The organism is Variovorax sp. V15, assembly GCF_041154425.1.
Classification (GTDB): Bacteria; Pseudomonadota; Gammaproteobacteria; order Burkholderiales; family Burkholderiaceae_C; genus Variovorax; species Variovorax guangxiensis.
Map to the genome: position 1 here is coordinate 1,865,030 of NZ_AP028659.1, position 15,976 is coordinate 1,881,005.

At 69.5% G+C, this 15,976-nt stretch carries 13 protein-coding genes; 5 read left to right on the forward strand and 8 right to left on the reverse strand.

The window, feature by feature from the left end:
• Window positions 1–10 precede the first annotated feature (10 nt).
• Both ACAM57_RS08905 and ACAM57_RS08910 read right to left on the reverse strand, forming a co-directional pair.
• A complete protein-coding gene (locus ACAM57_RS08905; protein WP_369661395.1) occupies window positions 11–3,124 on the reverse strand; it encodes an autotransporter outer membrane beta-barrel domain-containing protein in 3,114 nt (1,037 codons plus the stop codon).
• A 321-nt stretch (window positions 3,125–3,445) separates the two neighbouring features.
• Entirely contained in the window at window positions 3,446–4,114 is a 669-nt protein-coding gene (locus ACAM57_RS08910) for a TetR family transcriptional regulator (protein WP_184641612.1), read from the reverse strand.
• An 83-nt stretch (window positions 4,115–4,197) separates the two neighbouring features.
• On the opposite strand from ACAM57_RS08910, the gene ACAM57_RS08915 reads away from it, so the two are divergent.
• Both ACAM57_RS08915 and ACAM57_RS08920 read left to right on the forward strand, forming a co-directional pair.
• Window positions 4,198–4,872: an O-methyltransferase gene (locus ACAM57_RS08915; RefSeq protein ID WP_369661396.1), complete on the forward strand. Its 675-nt coding sequence runs from the start codon at window positions 4,198–4,200 to the stop codon at window positions 4,870–4,872.
• Between the two features lie 212 nt (window positions 4,873–5,084).
• Window positions 5,085–6,311 carry an arabinose transporter gene (locus ACAM57_RS08920; protein ID WP_369661397.1) on the forward strand — a complete coding sequence of 409 codons (1,227 nt, stop codon included), beginning with the start codon at window positions 5,085–5,087 and terminating at the stop codon, window positions 6,309–6,311.
• Here the strand turns inward: ACAM57_RS08920 and ACAM57_RS08925 are convergent.
• The 3 genes from ACAM57_RS08925 to ACAM57_RS08935 all read right to left on the reverse strand — a co-directional run bounded on the left by ACAM57_RS08925 (window position 6,274) and on the right by ACAM57_RS08935 (window position 8,058).
• Window positions 6,274–6,645, reverse strand: coding sequence for a hypothetical protein (locus tag ACAM57_RS08925; RefSeq protein ID WP_126024468.1), 372 nt, complete (start codon window positions 6,643–6,645; stop codon window positions 6,274–6,276). The genes ACAM57_RS08920 and ACAM57_RS08925 overlap by 38 nt on opposite strands.
• A gap of 104 nt (window positions 6,646–6,749) precedes the next feature.
• Window positions 6,750–6,974, reverse strand: coding sequence for a DUF1059 domain-containing protein (locus ACAM57_RS08930; protein WP_126024469.1), 225 nt, complete (start codon window positions 6,972–6,974; stop codon window positions 6,750–6,752).
• Between the two features lie 22 nt (window positions 6,975–6,996).
• The gene (locus tag ACAM57_RS08935) at window positions 6,997–8,058 is read right to left on the reverse strand and encodes a class I SAM-dependent methyltransferase (RefSeq protein WP_369661398.1); all 1,062 of its coding nucleotides are present in this window, start codon (window positions 8,056–8,058) and stop codon (window positions 6,997–6,999) included.
• 146 nt (window positions 8,059–8,204) lie between these two features.
• Between ACAM57_RS08935 and ACAM57_RS08940 the strand changes: the two genes are divergently transcribed.
• Window positions 8,205–8,669 carry a response regulator transcription factor gene (locus ACAM57_RS08940; protein WP_369661399.1) on the forward strand — a complete coding sequence of 155 codons (465 nt, stop codon included), beginning with the start codon at window positions 8,205–8,207 and terminating at the stop codon, window positions 8,667–8,669.
• Between the two features lie 16 nt (window positions 8,670–8,685).
• Here the strand turns inward: ACAM57_RS08940 and ACAM57_RS08945 are convergent, their stop codons facing one another.
• The 3 genes from ACAM57_RS08945 to ACAM57_RS08955 all read right to left on the reverse strand — a co-directional run bounded on the left by ACAM57_RS08945 (window position 8,686) and on the right by ACAM57_RS08955 (window position 13,487).
• Complete coding sequence (locus ACAM57_RS08945; RefSeq protein WP_369661400.1) at window positions 8,686–9,999, reverse strand: MFS transporter; 1,314 nt, start codon at window positions 9,997–9,999, stop codon at window positions 8,686–8,688.
• Between the two features lie 65 nt (window positions 10,000–10,064).
• A complete protein-coding gene (locus ACAM57_RS08950; protein WP_369661401.1) occupies window positions 10,065–11,705 on the reverse strand; it encodes a GMC family oxidoreductase in 1,641 nt (546 codons plus the stop codon).
• A gap of 144 nt (window positions 11,706–11,849) precedes the next feature.
• On the reverse strand, window positions 11,850–13,487 hold the full coding sequence (locus tag ACAM57_RS08955) for a methyl-accepting chemotaxis protein (RefSeq protein WP_369661402.1): 1,638 nt from the start codon (window positions 13,485–13,487) through the stop codon (window positions 11,850–11,852).
• Between the two features lie 347 nt (window positions 13,488–13,834).
• Between ACAM57_RS08955 and ACAM57_RS08960 the strand changes: the two genes are divergently transcribed.
• Both ACAM57_RS08960 and ACAM57_RS08965 read left to right on the forward strand, forming a co-directional pair.
• Window positions 13,835–14,656, forward strand: coding sequence for an IclR family transcriptional regulator (locus ACAM57_RS08960; RefSeq protein WP_369661403.1), 822 nt, complete (start codon window positions 13,835–13,837; stop codon window positions 14,654–14,656).
• Window positions 14,657–14,757: 101 nt separating this feature from the next.
• Window positions 14,758–15,969, forward strand: coding sequence for a DUF2252 domain-containing protein (locus ACAM57_RS08965; protein ID WP_369661404.1), 1,212 nt, complete (start codon window positions 14,758–14,760; stop codon window positions 15,967–15,969).
• Window positions 15,970–15,976 lie beyond the last annotated feature (7 nt).

The window sequence follows — 15,976 nt, forward strand, 5'->3', positions numbered from 1 at the left end:
CGTCCGTGCATTACCAGCGGAACTTCACGCCCACGCTGCCCTCGATGCCGCTGCTCTTCGTGCGCACGCCGCCGCCCGAGGCCCAGAGCTTGCCCAGCTCCGCGTACAGGCTCGCGTTCTGCGTGAGCTGCAGCGTGGCGCCCGCCGCCAGTTCGGTGCTGGTGCCGCCGGTGCGCGTGGCGATGTCGGTGTAGGCCGCGGGTCCGATGAAGCGGGCGGTGTCGGTGCCGCTGCCGTTGCGGTAGACGTTGAAGCGCACATAGGGCTGCAGCAGGCCGGCGGAGGTGGCGATCTCCCCCTTCACCCGCACGCCGGCGCGCGCCATCCAGCCGCTGTGGCTGTGCTGCTGCACCAGCGCGGCGGCGATGCCGCCGTCGCCCAGGCTGATGCGCTGGTGCACCAGTTGCAGCTGCGGCTCGATGGTCCAGCCCGGCGCGATGGCGAATGACTGGCCGACCTCGATGGAGGCCAGCAGGCTGCTGCCCTTGCCGGAGCTGGAATAGCTCAGCGCGGGCGATGCCGTGTAGTGATGGCGCCCGGCCTGCAGCACGCCGTCGACGTACAGGCCGCTGTCGTTCTTCCAGGTGGCGTAGGCGCCCAGGTACTGGCTGCGCAGGTCGTTGGAGCCGGCCGCGTAGTTGACGATGCCGCGCGCGAAGCCGTTCACGCGCATGTCGCCGTTGAGTTCGCCGAGGTAGACGCCGGCGCGCCAGCGGGCGTCGGCCCAGAGATCGGTGCCGGCCTGGAAGCCGGTGAGGCGTCCCTTGCTGGTGGGGTTCACGGTGCCGCCCTGGCTGATGGTGCGGTCGGTGCTGACGATGCGGGCCCAGACCTGGCGGTAGCTCCGGTCCTGCATGGCCGGGCCGGCGTCGTTGCTGCCGGGCGGGCCGTCGTCGCCGAAGCGCTGGCGCATGCTGCCGAGCATCGACAGGTTGGCCTGGCGGAACTGCTCGGGCAGCGCGGCGTACAGCGGCACTTCGGTGCGGTAGGTGGGCACGCTCACGCCCCCGCCGGTGCCGCCGCCGCTACCGGTGCCGCCGGTGCTTCCGCCTCCGCCGCCGTTGGCGGGAGGCGTGACCACGGCGCTGGAGCGCAGATACCAGTTCTCGCCCGCGCCGCTCGCGTCGGCGGCGTACAGCCGGTACTCGTAGGCGCCGGCATCGACGTGGCCGCCCGCCAGCGCAAAGGCGTTCTTCGTGGTCTGCGCGGTGGTGGTGGCGCCGTTGATCGCGCTGACGACCTCGATGCCATTGCCGGTGGTCAGCGCGCCAAGTCCGCCGAGGTTGGTGATCTGCACGTTGGTCGTGCCGCTGGCGATGGCGGTCGCGCCGCTGAGCACCAGCCGGTCGCTCGCGCTGCTGCTGTCGCCCAGCGCGGTGCCCAGGCGCAAGGTGCCGCCGTTGCCGACCCACGGGCCGGTCACGGTGAGCGTGGTGCCCGGCGCGGAGCCGACGAGCGAGACGGTGCCGCCATTGGCCATCGACGCGATGGTCTGGCTCTGGCCGGCGAGGTCCAGCGTGGCGCCCGACGCGACCGTGAATGCGCTCGCGTTGCTGAGCGCATTGGCCGCTCCGGCGCGCAGGGTGCCGGCGTTGACGCTGGTAGCGCCGGTGTAGACGTTGGCGCCCGACAGCGTCAGCGTGCCCGCGCCAGTCTTCACCAGGCCGGCGGTTCCGGAGACGGGGCCCGACCAGCCCATGTCGTGCCCGTTGGTGTCGATGGTGCCGGTGCCGCCCAGCAGCAGCGGGCTGCTCAGGCTCAGGCCATCGGCGCCCGCGACGATGCTGGCGGTGGCGCCGCCGTCGATGGCCACGGCGCCCGTCAGCGCCGCGCCGGCGTTCAGCGTCAGGCTGTTGCTGCCGCCGGTGAACTCCACGGCCGCCGCGCGGGTGACGCCGTCGCCGCCCATGCCGCCGGTAATGCTGCCGCTGTGCACGATGCCGAGGTTGGCGCCCGACACGCCCACTCCGCCCGCGCCGTTGGCGCCGCTCGCGCCCCCGTTGCTGCTGGCGCCGCCGACGCCGCCGTTGCCGCCGGTGATGGAGCCGCTGTTGGTGATCGTCGTGCTGGCGCCCGTCGCCCGCAGGCCGATGCCGCCATCGCCGCCGGCGCCCGGTGAGCCGGTTCCGCCCGCGCCGCCGCCACCGGCCCCCCCCGCGCCACCGGCGCCGCCGCTGACCGCCCCCGTGTTGGTCACCGAGACCGCGCTGCCCGCCAGCGTGATGCCGCTGCCGCCGGCGCCGCCGCCGCCGCCCGACGCGTTGCTGCGCGCCGGCAGCAGCTCGGAGCCGCCCGCGCCGCCGGCACCGCCGGCGACGACGCCGTTGTTGGTGAAGACGATGCCCGAGGTCGTCGCATTCAGGAAGAAGCCGGCGCCGCCGCTGCCGCCGCCACCGGCTTGCGAGAAGGCGTCGCCGCCCTTGCCGCCGGCGCCGCCGGTCGAGCTGCCGGTGGCGGTGTAGTTGCCGGTCGGCCCGATGAGGATGGAGCCGTAGCCTCCCGCACCGCCTCCACCGGCCGCCCAGTAGCCGTTGCCGCCCGCGCCGCCAGCGCCGCCCGTGTAGCTGTCGGAAGAGGTGGTGACGCCACTGCCGATGGACGCGCCCTGGAAGCCGCCGCCGCCGCCGCCGCCGTAGCCGTTTCCGTTGCTGAAGTCGCCGGTCTGCGACTGGCCGGCCGCGCCGTTGTCGCCCTGCAGCACGCCGGGGCTGACGACGTTGCTGCCCGCGCCCGCCGCGCCGCCCGTGCCGGCGGTGGCGCCGGCGAAGGAGCCGATGTTGGCTGCGGAGCCGGCCGTCGGACCCGCGTCGGTCGACGATCCGCCGGCGCCGCCGCTCGCATTCACCGTGGTGTCGTTGAGCCCGCCGCTGCCGCCACTGCCGTCGGCACCGCCCGAGCCGGCGTGCAGCGAGGTGTCGTTGGCGGGCTGGCCGCCCGCGCCGCCCGCCGCCAGCGCCGGGCCGGCACCCAGCAGCAGCGCCGCGAAGGCAGGGGCGAGCGCGAAGGCAATGGCCATCGCCTCGGCCGGCTGTTGCGCCGAGCGCGCATGGCCGCGCGAGGTCTCGGGTGCGGCGACCCAGGTGCCGCGGGCTTGATTCCAGAGGGTCCGAAAAACCTTGTTCATGGCTTCCCAACTTGTTCGTTCGTCGCCTGAACGGGCAGGCTCCCGCGTGCGGGCGCGAGTCTGTCCCCCGCCTGCACATGCCGTCGTTTTCGATTTGCAAGCCAAAAATGTAAGTACGCGTTGCGGCGGGCGATATGCCCGGAAGCGGGTACCCAGGCGGGGGGCGATGGCTGCCGAGGCGGGTGTGGGCAATGCTCGCCAGCACCGCCGGTTGAGGCCCAGCGCGCTACGGGCGTGACGCCGTGTGGCGCAGGCATACCCTGAACTGCATCAAGAGGTAAGCAGTGTTTCGCGCGAAATACAAAGACAAAGGGGCGAGGGCTAGAGGCCTGCCGGTCGGCGAGGGCGCTTCTTCTGCTGGCCGTGCCCGAGGCTCTGGAGGTAGGCGCAGAACATGTCGGCCATGGCGTCCGAATAGATCTTGATCTCCGCGTCGGTGCGCGGACTTTCCGAGAACTGCTTGCCCACCGAGCTGAACGTGGTCGTGACCAGGTCGGCCGCCAGCGCCCGCGTGGCTTCGCCGGCGTCGGGCAAGGCCTCGCGCATGAAGGCCTGCATGATGCGGTCGCCGGCGGCGCGTGCCTCGTGCGCCTCGGGCGCATCGCGGTAGAGCGGGGCGGCGTCGTTGAGCGCCACGCGCATTCCGGCTTCCTCGCACTCCGACCGCACGAAGGCGTGCACCAGCATGCGCAGCCGCTCCAGCGGCGGGCGCTGCGCGTCTTCGAGGATGCCGCAGAGCATGTCGCTCGTCTGCTTCCACTCGTCGCTTTGCAGCCGGAAGAGGATCGACGCCTTGTTGGGGAAGTACTGATACACCGACCCGACGCTGACGCCGGCCCTCTCGGCCACGCGCGTGGTGGTGAAGCGCTGCGCGCCTTCCTTCTCCAGAACCTGAAGAGCTGCCTCGAGGATGGCCGCGACGAGGTCGTTGGAGCGGGCCTGCTTGGGCTTTCTTCGGGAGGAGATCGGCGGGTTCTGACGGTCGGCCATGGGCGGGGTTCGCAACGCGAATAGGAAATGTGAATGTTCCTTCATATTATTGGCCAACCTTCACTCGGACACGAAGAACCCCTGTGACAACCCTCACCAACAAACCACTGGCGCCCCTGCTGGAGCGCCTGTTCGCCGAGGCCGCCGAGGCCGCCGAGGCATCGCCCGCGATGAGCGCGGCGATCGCCGGCCTGTCCGACGAAGAGCGCTCGAAGCTGATGCGCAGCAAGACCGGTTACATCGATCTCTACCCGCGGCTCAAGGACGTTCCGCTGCCCGTCTCGCGCGAGACCGGCCTGCTGCTCTACATGCTGGCGCGCAGCGGCGGCGCGCGGAACATCGTCGAGTTCGGCACTTCCTTCGGCATCTCGATGCTGCACCTCGCCGCCGCCCTGCGCGACAACGGCGGCGGCCGCGTCGTCACCACCGAGTTCGAGCCCTCCAAGGTGGCGCGCGCCCGCCGCAACCTCGAGGCTGGCGGCCTCGCCGACCTGGTCGAGATTCGCGAGGGCGACGCGCTGCGCACGCTCGCAGCCGACTTGCCCGGGTCGATCGACCTGCTGCTGCTCGACGGCGCCAAGGCCCTCTACCCGGAGATCCTCGCGCTGGTCGAAAGCCGCCTGAGGCCCGGCGCATTCGTCGTCGCCGACAACGCCGACTACTGCCCCGAGTACCTCGCGCATGTGCGCTCGCCCGCCTCGGGCTACATGTCCACGCCCTTCGGCGATGACGTCGAACTGTCGATGCGGCTCGCATGAAACCGGCCCGCCTTCGTCTGTCGAGCGGCATCGAGCAGCCCGGCTGACTACCGCCACCACTCCAACGCGGACGCCACGGTGTTCGCAGTGCCAGTCGCACTGGCCGTAAGCGTCTGACGTCAACCAACGCACTCCACGACCCTTGCCGGTCGGGGTGCGTTCGCATGCGCGCTCCGGTCGGCCGGGAGAACACCACGAACCTGGACGACACCATGACTTCTCCATCGACACGGGCCACGACTTCATCGTCATCGCCACCATCATCGACGCGCGACCCCGCGCAGGGCCGCCTGCTGCTGCTGACGGCCATCCTCTTCATTTCCTATCTCTGCGTCGGCATGTCCCTGCCCGTCGTTCCGATCTTCGTGACGGGGCAACTCGGGCTGGGCAACGTGTGGGCCGGGCTCGGCGTCGGCATTGCCTTTCTCGCCACCGTGCTGAGCCGGGCCCATGCCGGCACGCAGTCCGACCGCGCCGGGGCCAAGGCCGCGGTGTCGCGCGGGCTGGTCTTCTACGTGAGCGGCGCACTGGTCTCGCTGGTCGCCGGCCTGCTGGTGCAGTCGCCCTGGACGGCCTACCTCGTCCTGCTGGCGGGCCGGCTGCTGGTCGGCCTCGGCGAAAGCCTGGTCGGCGTCGGCATCATCGGCTGGGGCATGGGGCTCGTCGGCCCGGTGCGCTCGGGCAAGGTGCTGGCGCTGGTGGGCGCCGCCATCTACGGCGCGCTGGCGGTCGGCGGGCCGATCGGCCTCGCGCTGCAGCAGCGCTTCGGATACGCCGGCGTGATGAGCGTCGGCGTGATCCTGCCCTGCCTCGGCATGCTCGCGATCTGGCGCATGGCCGGCGTGCCCGCGCATCCGGGCGCCGAGCGGCCGCCGTTCTGGCGCGTGATCGGCCAGGTCTGGCCGCACGGCACCATCGTGTGCCTGCAGGGCATCGGCTTCGCGGCGATCGGCGCGTTCTTCACGCTGCATTTCCTCGACCAGCACTGGCGCTACGCCGGGCTGGGCCTGACGGCCTTCGGCGGCGGCTTCGTGCTGGTGCGCGTGCTCTTCGGCCACCTGCCGGACCGCGTGGGCGGACTGCCCGTGGCCATCGGCTCGCTTGCGGTCGAGACGGTGGGGCAGGCGCTGATCTGGAGCGCTTCCGATCCTGTGGTTGCCCTTGCCGGCGCGTTCCTCACGGGGCTCGGCTGCTCGATGATCTTTCCGTCCATGGGGCGAGAGGTCGTGCATCTGGTGCAGCCTCATCTGCGCGGCACGGCGCTGGGCGGGTTCTCCGCCTTCCAGGACGTCGCCTACGGGCTGACGGGCCCGCTGGCCGGGCTGCTCGCGGACAGGGCTGGGTACGGCGGCGTGTTCCTTGCCGGCAGCGGCGCCGCGGCGATGGGGCTGGTTATCGCGATCAGCCTTCGCCGGGCTCGGACACGCTCTCGGCCCTGACCTCGAAGGCGGCCTTCGCCTTCAGTTCGGCCTCGAGTCCGGCCTTCAGTTCGACGGCGACCCTCTCGGGGTCGCGGCGCAACTCCACGATGTCGCGCTCGCCGACGCACAAGCCCTCGAGCCGCACGTAGATGCGCGAGAAGTCGCCGCCCATTGCGCGCGCCACGTCGCCGAGGCATTCGGCCAGCGTGGCGAAGCCGCCGTTGCGGTACGAGCTGGGAGGTATCACGCCCCTGGAGCGGGGCGCGCGAACGGAGTAGGCGTAGGACGAAACTTCCTTCCGCAGCTCCACCACGGGCTGCAGGCAGCGCTGTGCTTCCCCTGTTCTCTTCATGGCCGCAGTGTAGATGCGGCGATACCCGGTGGCCAGCCGGCCATCGGTCAGCCAAGAGTCAGGGACGGCCGGCGGCGCAGCGACCGCCACGGCCGGCTCAGCTGTCAGGCGGGCAACTTCTGCGCGGCAGGCGCCTGCAGCGGCGGCGTGCCGGTCTTGAACATGCTCGCGAGCTGCTTGCGAAGCTCGGGCGTGTCGGTGTGGCCGTGAACGGTCACGGCGTGCTGCACGGCGGCATCGAGCAGCTCGCTCTCGCTGTCGGCGCTGAGCGCGACGCTGCAGTTCATGGTGCTCGGGTATTCGCGGCAGTCGATGTATTGGCGTGACATGGCGGCAGCTCCTTGGATGTCCTCACGGACGTGCTTCGAAGATCATGTTGAAGGGCGTCTCGCTGGCGCGGCGGAAATGCGCGAAGCCGCCCTTGGAAGCCACGTCGCGAAGCCGCGCCTCGCCGGCCTGCGCGCCAAGGCACAGTCCCACTTCCTGCGAGCGCGATGCGGGCGTGCAGATGAAGTTCGAGGCCGAATAGAACACGCGCCCCACCGGGTTCATGTTGTCTTCCAGCCGGTCGTTGGCGAAGGGCTCCACCAGCATCCAGGTGCCCTGCGGCTTCAGGCTGCCGCGCACGTGCGCCGCCGCGCCCACCGGGTCGCCCATGTCGTGCAGGCAGTCGAAGAAAGCGACAAGGTCGTAGTCCTTGCCCGGGAAGTCCTTCGCGCTCGCGACCTCGAAGCTCAGGCGCTTCGGATCGTCGATGCCGGCCTTGCGCGCCGTCTCGCGCGCACGCTCGATCGAGGGGGCGTGGTAGTCGAAGCCGACGAAGCTCGACTCGGGGTAGGCCTGTGCCATCAGCAGCGTGGAGGCGCCGTGTCCGCAGCCCACGTCGGCCACGCGCGCGCCGCGCTCGAGCGCGGCGGAAACGCCTTCGAGCGCCGGTATCCACTGGCTCACCAGGTTGGCCGCATAGCCCGGCCTGAAGAAGCGCTCGGTGCCGTGGAAGAGGGCGGGGTCGTGCTCGTGCCAGCCGATGCCCAGGCCGGTGCGCATGGCCTGGACCATCTTGGGTACGGCCTTGAACTGCGCCACGGCGATCTGGAACGCGCCGGGCACGAAGGCCGGGCTGCCTTCCTCGGCGAGCGCGAAGGCCTGCTCTTCGGTGAGCGAGAAGCGCTCGCTCTTCGGGTCGTACTCCACATAGCCGCTGGCGGCCTGTGCCGAGAGCCACTCGCGCAGGTAGCGCGGATCGGTCTCGGTGCGTTTGGCCAGCTCTTCCACCGTGCCCGGGCCTTTCGCCATTTCCTTGTACAGGCCGAGCTGGTCGCCCACGACGATGGTTGCGGCGTGCATCACGGCGCCGATGTCATGGACGAAGTTACCCATGAACGCGTTAAGCCTTGTTTCGTCGATAGCCATGTGTTTCCCCTTCGCCGGCGGACGGCTCGCGCGTCCCTTGCCTGCCTATACTGGGCTCGCGGCAGAGGGACGAAGGGCGATCCTCCGTCCCGATGCGTACGGGCGCCATACGCAGCAATGCGTATGCACGAAGAAAGGGGCATGCCATGACGCATCTCACGCGCGGCGACTGCGCGAGCGCACTCCGCCTGCTGGAACAGCTGGAATCCGGGCAGTCGCCCGTGCGGCATCACGGCGTGCATGCAATCCGGCGCAACGCCGCGAAGGCACCGGGCCGGCGAGAGTTCCGCCGCGCATCGATGCAGGCCGAGCACTATCGCCGCGCGGGGCTGGAGCATGTGGTCGCGGTGGCGTTGCTGTACCGGTTGACCTGCGCGGAGGTATCCGCGCGCGCCGTCTCGCCGCCAAAGCGCACTCCGGCCCTCACGCCGCGCGAAGGCGAGGTCATGCACTGGCTGGCGCGCGGCAAGACCGACGCCGAGATCGCCGCCCTGCTCCAGATCAGCCCCCGCACGGTGCACAAGCACCTGGAGCACGTGTACGTGAAGCTGGGCGTGGAGACGCGCACCGCGGCCGTGATGCGCGCGCTCGGCATAGGCAGCGCGCTCTGAAAGGTTTGCGTGGCCCTCAGCGCGAGGCCACCGCCGCCGGTGCATCTGCAGGTGAGACGCCGCGCCCGATCATCCACGCGCACACCGCCGACACTACGCCCGCGAACAGCACGTACAGGCAGATCTGCCATGGCTCACCGCCGCCCGACTTCAGCAGCGCCGTCGCGATGATCGGCGTGATGCCCGAGGCGAAGATGCCCGAGAACTGGTAGACGAAGCTGATGCCCGTGTAGCGCACCTTCGCGTCGAACAGGTCGCAGAAGAGGGCGGCCTCCGGCCCGTACACCGAGGCGTAGAGGATGCCGAAGGGCACGATGATCGACAGCCACACCAGCAGCACGTTGCCGCCGCTGTGCGTCATGAGCCAGAAGCCCGGGAACGCCGACACGGCCGTGATGAGCGAACCCCACATGTACACGCGCGGGCGCCCCAGCCGGTCGGACATGCGCCCGAAGAAGGGAATGGCGAAGCACATCACCACCGCCGCGGCCATCACGCCCAGCAGCGCCTCGGTGCGGTTGATCTTGATGGTGCTCGTGAGGTAGTTGATGGAAAACACGCCGAAGATGTTGAAGAACACGCCGTCGATGTAGCGCGCGCCCATGCCCTTCAACACGTTGCCGGGGTAGCGGCGCAGCATGTCCATGAAGGGAATGCGCAGCTCGGCGTTGCGCGCCTTCACGGCCGCGAACTCCGGCGTTTCCTTCACGTGCAGGCGGATGTACATGCCCACCATCACCATCGCGCCCGAGATCAGGAAGGCGATGCGCCAGCCCCACGAGAGGAACTGCTCGTCGGTCAGCAGCCACGACAGCAGCGCCACCACGCCCGAGGCCATGCACAGGCCGATGGCCAGCCCGATCTGCGGCAGCGAGGCGTAGAAGCCGCGCTTTTCCTTCGGCGCGTATTCGTAGGCCATGAGCACCGCGCCGCCCCATTCGCCACCCAGCCCGATGCCCTGCGCCACGCGCAGCAGCAACAAAAGCAGCGGCGCCGCGATGCCGATCTGCGCGTAGGTCGGCACCAGGCCGATGAGGAAGGTGGCCACGCCCATGATCATCAGCGTGATGATGAGCATGCTCTTGCGGCCGATCTTGTCGCCGAAGTGGCCGAAGATCACGCCGCCCAGCGGCCGCGTGACGAAGCCCACCGCGAAGGTCGTGTAGGCCAGCAGGGTCGACACCACCGGGTCGCTGCCCGGGAAGTAGAGCTTGTTGAACACGATGCCGGCCACCACGCCGTACAGGAAGAAGTCGTACCACTCGATGGTGGCGCCCACCAGGGCCGAAACCACCACCCTGCGAATCGCTTTCTCGTCGCTTGCGCTCATGTCTGTCTCCGATGAGGTTGTCGTGGCGGTCTCTGCGGACCGTGGGGTTCGTTCGATGCGGGAACTCACTGTGCGGCGGCTGCCGCTCTCGCGTCCTCTCTGATCAGGTCGACGGCCTTCTCGGCCATCATCACGGCGGGCGCGTTGGTGTTGCCCGACACCAGCGTCGGCATCGCCGAGCAGTCGATCACGCGCAGCCCCGCCACGCCGTGCACGCGCAGGCGCGCGTCAACCACCGCGAGCGCATCGGCGCCCATGCGGCAGGTGCCGGTGGGGTGGAAGATGGTGGCGCCGTTGTTGCGGCAGAACTCCAGCAGGTCGGCGTCGCTCGCCGCGCCGGGGCCGGGCTTCACCTCGCGCTTGACGTAGGGGCGCATCGCGGGCGATTCGGCGATGGCGCGCGCGGCCTTCACGCCGGCCACGGTGGTCGCGCGGTCGAGTTCGGTCGAAAGGTAGTTGGGCTGCATCTCGGGGGGCTCGGCCGCGTCGAGCGAGCGTATGCGCACGTGGCCGCGCGACTCGGGCCGCAACTGGCACACCGACATCGTGAAGCCCGAGTACGGATGCACCTTGCCACCCGCCATGTCGGCCGAGAGCGTGGCCACGTGGAACTGGATGTCGGGCGTGGCCGCCACCGGCCGGCCCTCGGCATCCTTCAGCGCGCGCATGAAGCAGCCGCCCTGGTTGATGCCCACCGCCAGCGGGCCGGTGCGGTGCAGCAGCCATTCGAGGCCCATGCCCATCTGTCCGAACCAGGAGTTGAGCTGGTCGTTGGTGGTGATGGGCTTGGTGCATTCGTAGCCCAGGCGGATCTGGAGGTGGTCCTGCAGGTTCTCGCCGACGCCGGGCAGCTCCTGCACCACCGGAATGCCGAAGCGATCGAGCAGCGCGCGCGGCCCGATGCCCGAGAGCTGCAGCAACTGCGGCGACTGCAGAGAGCCGGCCGACAGCAGCACCTCTGCGCGGCAGCGCGCGGTCTTCAGTTCGCCGCGCTGGCGGTAGGCGATGCCCGTGGCGCGCCTGCCATCGAACAGCAGCCGCCCGGCCATCGCCTCGGTCTCGATGCGCAGGTTGGGCCGCCGCTTCACCGCCGGCGTCAGGTAGGCCTTGGCAGTGCTGCAGCGCCAGCCCTTGTGCGTGGTGAGCTGGTAGTAGCCGGCGCCTTCCTGCGCGGCGCCGTTGAAGTCCTTCGTGCGCGGCACGCCGGTCTGCACGGCGCCGTCGATGAAGGCTTCTATGAGTTCGTGCTTCGCCGCGATGTCCGAAACCTTCAGCGGCCCCTCGCCACCATGGAAGGCGTCGCCGCCGCGCTCGTTGCCTTCGGAGCGAATGAAGTAAGGCAGCACATCGTCGTAGCCCCAGCCGGCGTTGCCCAGCGCGGCCCAGTGGTCGTAGTCCTCGCGCTGGCCGCGGATGTAGATCAGGCCGTTGATCGAGCTGGAGCCGCCCAGGGTCTTGCCGCGCGGCCAGTAGATGCGCCGGCCGTTCATGTTCGGGTCGGGGTCGGTCTCGAAGCGCCAGTTGTAGGTGGGGCTCCACATCGTCTTGCCGTAGCCGATGGGCAGGTGGATCCACAGCGACCGGTCCGCCGGGCCGGCTTCGAGCAGCAGCACCCGCGTGGCCGGGTCTTCGCTGAGCCGGCCGGCCAGCACGCAGCCGGCGGAACCCGCGCCGACGACGATGTAGTCGAACTCTTCTTCAGGCATGCAATGGTCCCGGGGGAAGTTCTGGAAGGGCGAGCGCCCTTGTTCGAACCGATCCTAGGTCATTGATTTTCGGAACGCAATGTTCCGTTTTTAACGTTTACCCGCATGCCGAGCCGGGTGGTGGCGGGGCGGGCCTTCCGATTCCTAAGCCAGTGCGCTATCCGCCGAGAGCCGAAGCACCGGCTCGGCGGCGCGCTCGGCAACGGCGCCGGGATGCGGCTTGCCGACCCGGAAGGCCGAGACCGCCTGCATCAGCTGCCCGACCTGGATGTTCATGCTCTGCGCCGCGGCCGCGCTCTGTTCGACCAGCGCCGCGTTCTGCTGCGTGGCCTGGTCCAGCTGCGTCACGGCTGCGTTGACCTGCGCGACACCGGCGCTTTGCTCGGCGCTGGCCGTGCTGATCTCGCCGACGATGGTTGCGACCCGCCTGATGGAATCGACGACTTCCGCCATGGTGGCGCCCGCGCGGTCGACCAGCGCCGAGCCGGCCTCGACGCGATCGACGCTCGCGCCGATCAGCGCCTTGATCTCCTTCGCGGCGTCGGCCGAGCGTCCCGCGAGGCTGCGCACTTCGGAGGCGACCACCGCGAAGCCCCGGCCCTTCTCGCCCGCGCGCGCGGCCTCCACGGCGGCGTTCAGCGCAAGGATGTTGGTCTGGAACGCGATGCCGTCGATCACGCCGATGATGTCCGCGATCCGCTTGCTGCCGTCGTTGATGCTCTTCATCGTCTCCACGACCTGCACCACGACTTCGCCGCCGCGCATCGCCACGCTGCTCGCGCCGTGGGCGAGCCTGTTGGCTTCGGTCGCGCTGGCGGCGTTGCGCCTGACGGCGGCGTTGAGTTCTTCCATGGAGGCCGCGGTTTCCTGAAGGGAAGAGGCCTCGGCCTCCGTCCGGCGGGAAAGGTCGTTGTTGCCCTGGGCGATCTCCGCGCTCGCGACGGCGATGCTGTCGGCACAGGAGCGGACCTGCCCGATCAGCGCGACCAGCTGGCGCCGCATGGCGACCATGGATGCCAGCACGCTGCCCTGCGGCGCCTCGTGCGCGCCGTCGATCTCGCTCAGGTCGCCGTCGGCTACCCTGTGGGCCGCCACGCTGAGCATGGCTGGCTCGCCGCCGAGCGCCGAGAAGAGACGGCGCGCAATGAAGACGCCGAGCGCCACCGCCGCCAGCACCGCGAAGCAACTCAGCGCGAGCAGCAGCGTCAGCTGCCTTGAATAGGCCGCCGCGGAAGCCTCGACATCCTTTTGCGATATTTCCGCGTTGTAGTCCGCGTATTCGACCGAGGCGAGCAGCAGCTGCAGGAGCAACGGCCTGCACGCGGTATTCATTCTTTCGATCGCCTCCTCGCGTTTTCCGGCGGCGGCGAGTTCGACGATGGAAAGGGCAATGGGCAGGTATTCCCTTTCGGTCTTTTCCATCTTTTCGAAGATGGCCCGTTCGCGCTGCGTCACATCGCTTTCCGTGTCGAGCGCCTTCTTGAGTTGCTTCAGCGCGGATTGCAGCTTCTCGTTGCTGTCGACCGCCATCGCCTTGGCCCGATCGCGCTCCGCCGCCGATTGCACGAGCACCATTTCGCGCACGCCGATGGCCCTCCGGCTGGCGGCGATGCCGATCTCGGCCGTCAGCGCCTTGCGGTGCGCGATGCCGGCGACGTAGCTGGAGAACCGGTGGTCGGCCGCATTCAGTGAACGCAGTGCCAGCAGGCTCACAAGCAGCACCAGCAGCGCGAGGATCGTGAAAGTCCCGGCGAGCAGTTTCCGGGTCGAGATATTTTTCATGGGTCCGGTGTCAGGGTAGGAAAAAGCTGGATCGCAATAAGCGCCGTCGGAATTGGGCGCTCTTCAATCGCGCGAATTCCGTGCTTTTCTTTTCGGTCGGGATTCCAGGTTCTTGAGGCCATGCGCGGCCTTTTTTTTGATCACAAATTCATCGAATTTGTTTACGAAAAAAATTCCCGGACATTCTTTTGGGAGCCCAGCCGAATGCGCCTGCCTTTGCCGCACTGCATGCGCTGAATGGGGCCAGGAGATAGCGGGGCCGGGCAGTGGAACAATCGCCGTGGCCAGGCTGCGTCCATGGCCATACCTTTCCGGACCGACTTCTTTTCTTCACAAGGTTTATCCGCATGCCACGTTCCGCGCGCGCATCCGCCGCAGTGATTCCCGCCGCAGCGCCCCTCCAGGACGACGCGGAGTCCGCCGGCGTCTCCGGTTCCTCCGCCGAGCGCAGCCTGCGCCTGCTGGCGCTGCTCGCCAGCGAAGGCCGCGCGCTCACGCTGGCCGACCTGGCCGCGCAGCTCGGCCTGCCCAAGGGCACGGCGCACCGCATCTGCACGCAGTTGCTTGCAACCGGCTTCCTGGCGCGCGACGTGGACGAGCGCTCCTTCACCGTCGGCCCCGCGCTGCGCCGGCTGGCCTTCGACACTCTCAACCACGGCGTGGTGCGCGGGATGCGGCACGAGGTGCTGTCGGCGCTGGTGCGCCAGGTCGGCGAGACCTGCAACCTCACCACCCTCGACGGCGCGCAGGTGCTCTACCTCGACCGCGTCGAGGCGCAATGGCCGCTGCGCCTGACGCTCGACGTGGGCTCGCACGTGCCGCTGCACTGCACGGCCAGCGGCAAGCTCTTCCTGGCGCAGATGCAGGCAAAGGAGCGCGATGCGTTCATCGACGGACAGCCGCTGGAGCGCATGACGCCCAACACCATCGTCAAGGCAGCCGCGCTGCGCGCCGAGTGCGAGGCGATCGCGAAGCAGGGCTACTCCTGCGACCGCGAGGAATTCATCGCCGGCCTCGTGGCGGTGGCCGTGCCGGTGCGCGATGCGGCCGGCGCGGTGCGGGCCGCATTGGCCGTGCACGCGCCCACGGCGCGCATGTCGATGGACGATGCGATCGGACGCATCGATGCGCTGAAGGCGGCGGCGCAGAAGATGGCCGGGCTGCTCTGACTTCGGCCTCTTCAGCCTCGCAGCTTCGTCAGCTGCGAGTGGGCGAGCGGCCACAGAATCCGCCGCTCGCGACCCGCGCAAGAGGAAGAAAGACGAAACGCATGCCCAACGCCGCCAAGACCATCCGCAGCTTCAACGCCGGGCGCGATCCGGAACGATTGGCGATGAAATACGCCAACCTGCGCTCCAGCCCCTTCGTCTTCCTGCGCGGCACCTGCCACCTGTTCTACGACCGCCTGCCGGCCGGTGCGCTGTTCTCCAAGGCGCCGGCGGCATGGCTGTGCGGCGACGCGCACCTGGAGAACTTCGGCAGCTACAAGGGCGACAACCGGCTCGTCTACTTCGACCTCAACGACTTCGACGAAGCCGCGCTCGCGCCGGTGACGTGGGAGCTGGTGCGCTTCCTCTCCAGCATCCTGGTGGCGGGCGAGGGCCTGTGCAAGAGCACCGCCGACGCGGATGCCCTGTGCAGGACCTTCCTCGATGCCTATGCCGGCGCGCTCGTGCTGGGCAAGGCCCGCTGGATCGAGCGCGACACAGCAGGCGGCCTCGTCAGGGACCTGCTCGACACCCTCAAGGCGCGCACCCGCCCCGCGTTCCTCGACCGGCGCAGCGACCGCAAGGGCCGCAGGCGCTCCATCCGCTGCGACGGCAAGCACGCGCTGCCGGCCACCGAGGCGCAGCGCGAGCGGGTCACCAGGCTCATCGACAACTTCGCCGCCTCGCAGCCCAACCCCGGCTTCTTCAATGTGCTCGACGTGGCCCGCCGCGTCGCCGGCACCGGCAGCCTCGGCGTGGAGCGCTACATCGTGCTGATCGAAGGCAAGGGCTCGCCCGACGCCAACTTCCTGCTCGACCTGAAGCAGGCGCTGCCGTCCTCGCTCGTGCCGCACCTGAAGAAGACGAAGCAGCCCGAATGGCCTTCGGAGGCGCACCGCGTGGTCGGCCTGCAGCGCCGCATGCAGGCCGTGTCGATGGCCTTCCTCCATCCCATCGCCGGGCGCAAGTCGTCGTACGTGCTGCGCGGCCTGCAACCCAGCGAAGACCGCGTGATGCTCGACGTGAACCGCACGCGCCTCGCCGACATCCGCGGCGTGATCACCGAGATGGGCCAGCTCATGGCCTGGGCGCAACTGCGCAGCTCGGGCCGCCAGGGCTCGGCCATCGCCGATGCGCTGATCGACTTCGGCGCGTCGGCGAAGTCATGGCGCAGGGACTTGCTGGATGCGGCGCATCAGTGTGCGGCGCAGGTGGTGGAGGATTGGGGACTCTATTGCGAGGCGTATGACGCGGGGGTGATGGTTCCGTCCTGATTGACCA

Bases quoted from the DNA above. Each gene is read 5' to 3' on its own strand.
- ACAM57_RS08905 (WP_369661395.1), bottom strand. From the start codon at position 3,124: ATGAACAAGGTTTTTCGGACCCTCTGGAATCAAGCCCGCGGCACCTGG.
- ACAM57_RS08910 (WP_184641612.1), bottom strand. From the start codon at position 4,114: ATGGCCGACCGTCAGAACCCGCCGATCTCCTCCCGAAGAAAGCCCAAG.
- ACAM57_RS08920 (WP_369661397.1), top strand. From the start codon at position 5,085: ATGACTTCTCCATCGACACGGGCCACGACTTCATCGTCATCGCCACCA.
- ACAM57_RS08925 (WP_126024468.1), bottom strand. From the start codon at position 6,645: ATGAAGAGAACAGGGGAAGCACAGCGCTGCCTGCAGCCCGTGGTGGAG.
- ACAM57_RS08930 (WP_126024469.1), bottom strand. From the start codon at position 6,974: ATGTCACGCCAATACATCGACTGCCGCGAATACCCGAGCACCATGAAC.
- ACAM57_RS08935 (WP_369661398.1), bottom strand. From the start codon at position 8,058: ATGGCTATCGACGAAACAAGGCTTAACGCGTTCATGGGTAACTTCGTC.
- ACAM57_RS08940 (WP_369661399.1), top strand. From the start codon at position 8,205: ATGACGCATCTCACGCGCGGCGACTGCGCGAGCGCACTCCGCCTGCTG.
- ACAM57_RS08945 (WP_369661400.1), bottom strand. From the start codon at position 9,999: ATGAGCGCAAGCGACGAGAAAGCGATTCGCAGGGTGGTGGTTTCGGCC.
- ACAM57_RS08950 (WP_369661401.1), bottom strand. From the start codon at position 11,705: ATGCCTGAAGAAGAGTTCGACTACATCGTCGTCGGCGCGGGTTCCGCC.
- ACAM57_RS08955 (WP_369661402.1), bottom strand. From the start codon at position 13,487: ATGAAAAATATCTCGACCCGGAAACTGCTCGCCGGGACTTTCACGATC.
- ACAM57_RS08960 (WP_369661403.1), top strand. From the start codon at position 13,835: ATGCCACGTTCCGCGCGCGCATCCGCCGCAGTGATTCCCGCCGCAGCG.
- ACAM57_RS08965 (WP_369661404.1), top strand. From the start codon at position 14,758: ATGCCCAACGCCGCCAAGACCATCCGCAGCTTCAACGCCGGGCGCGAT.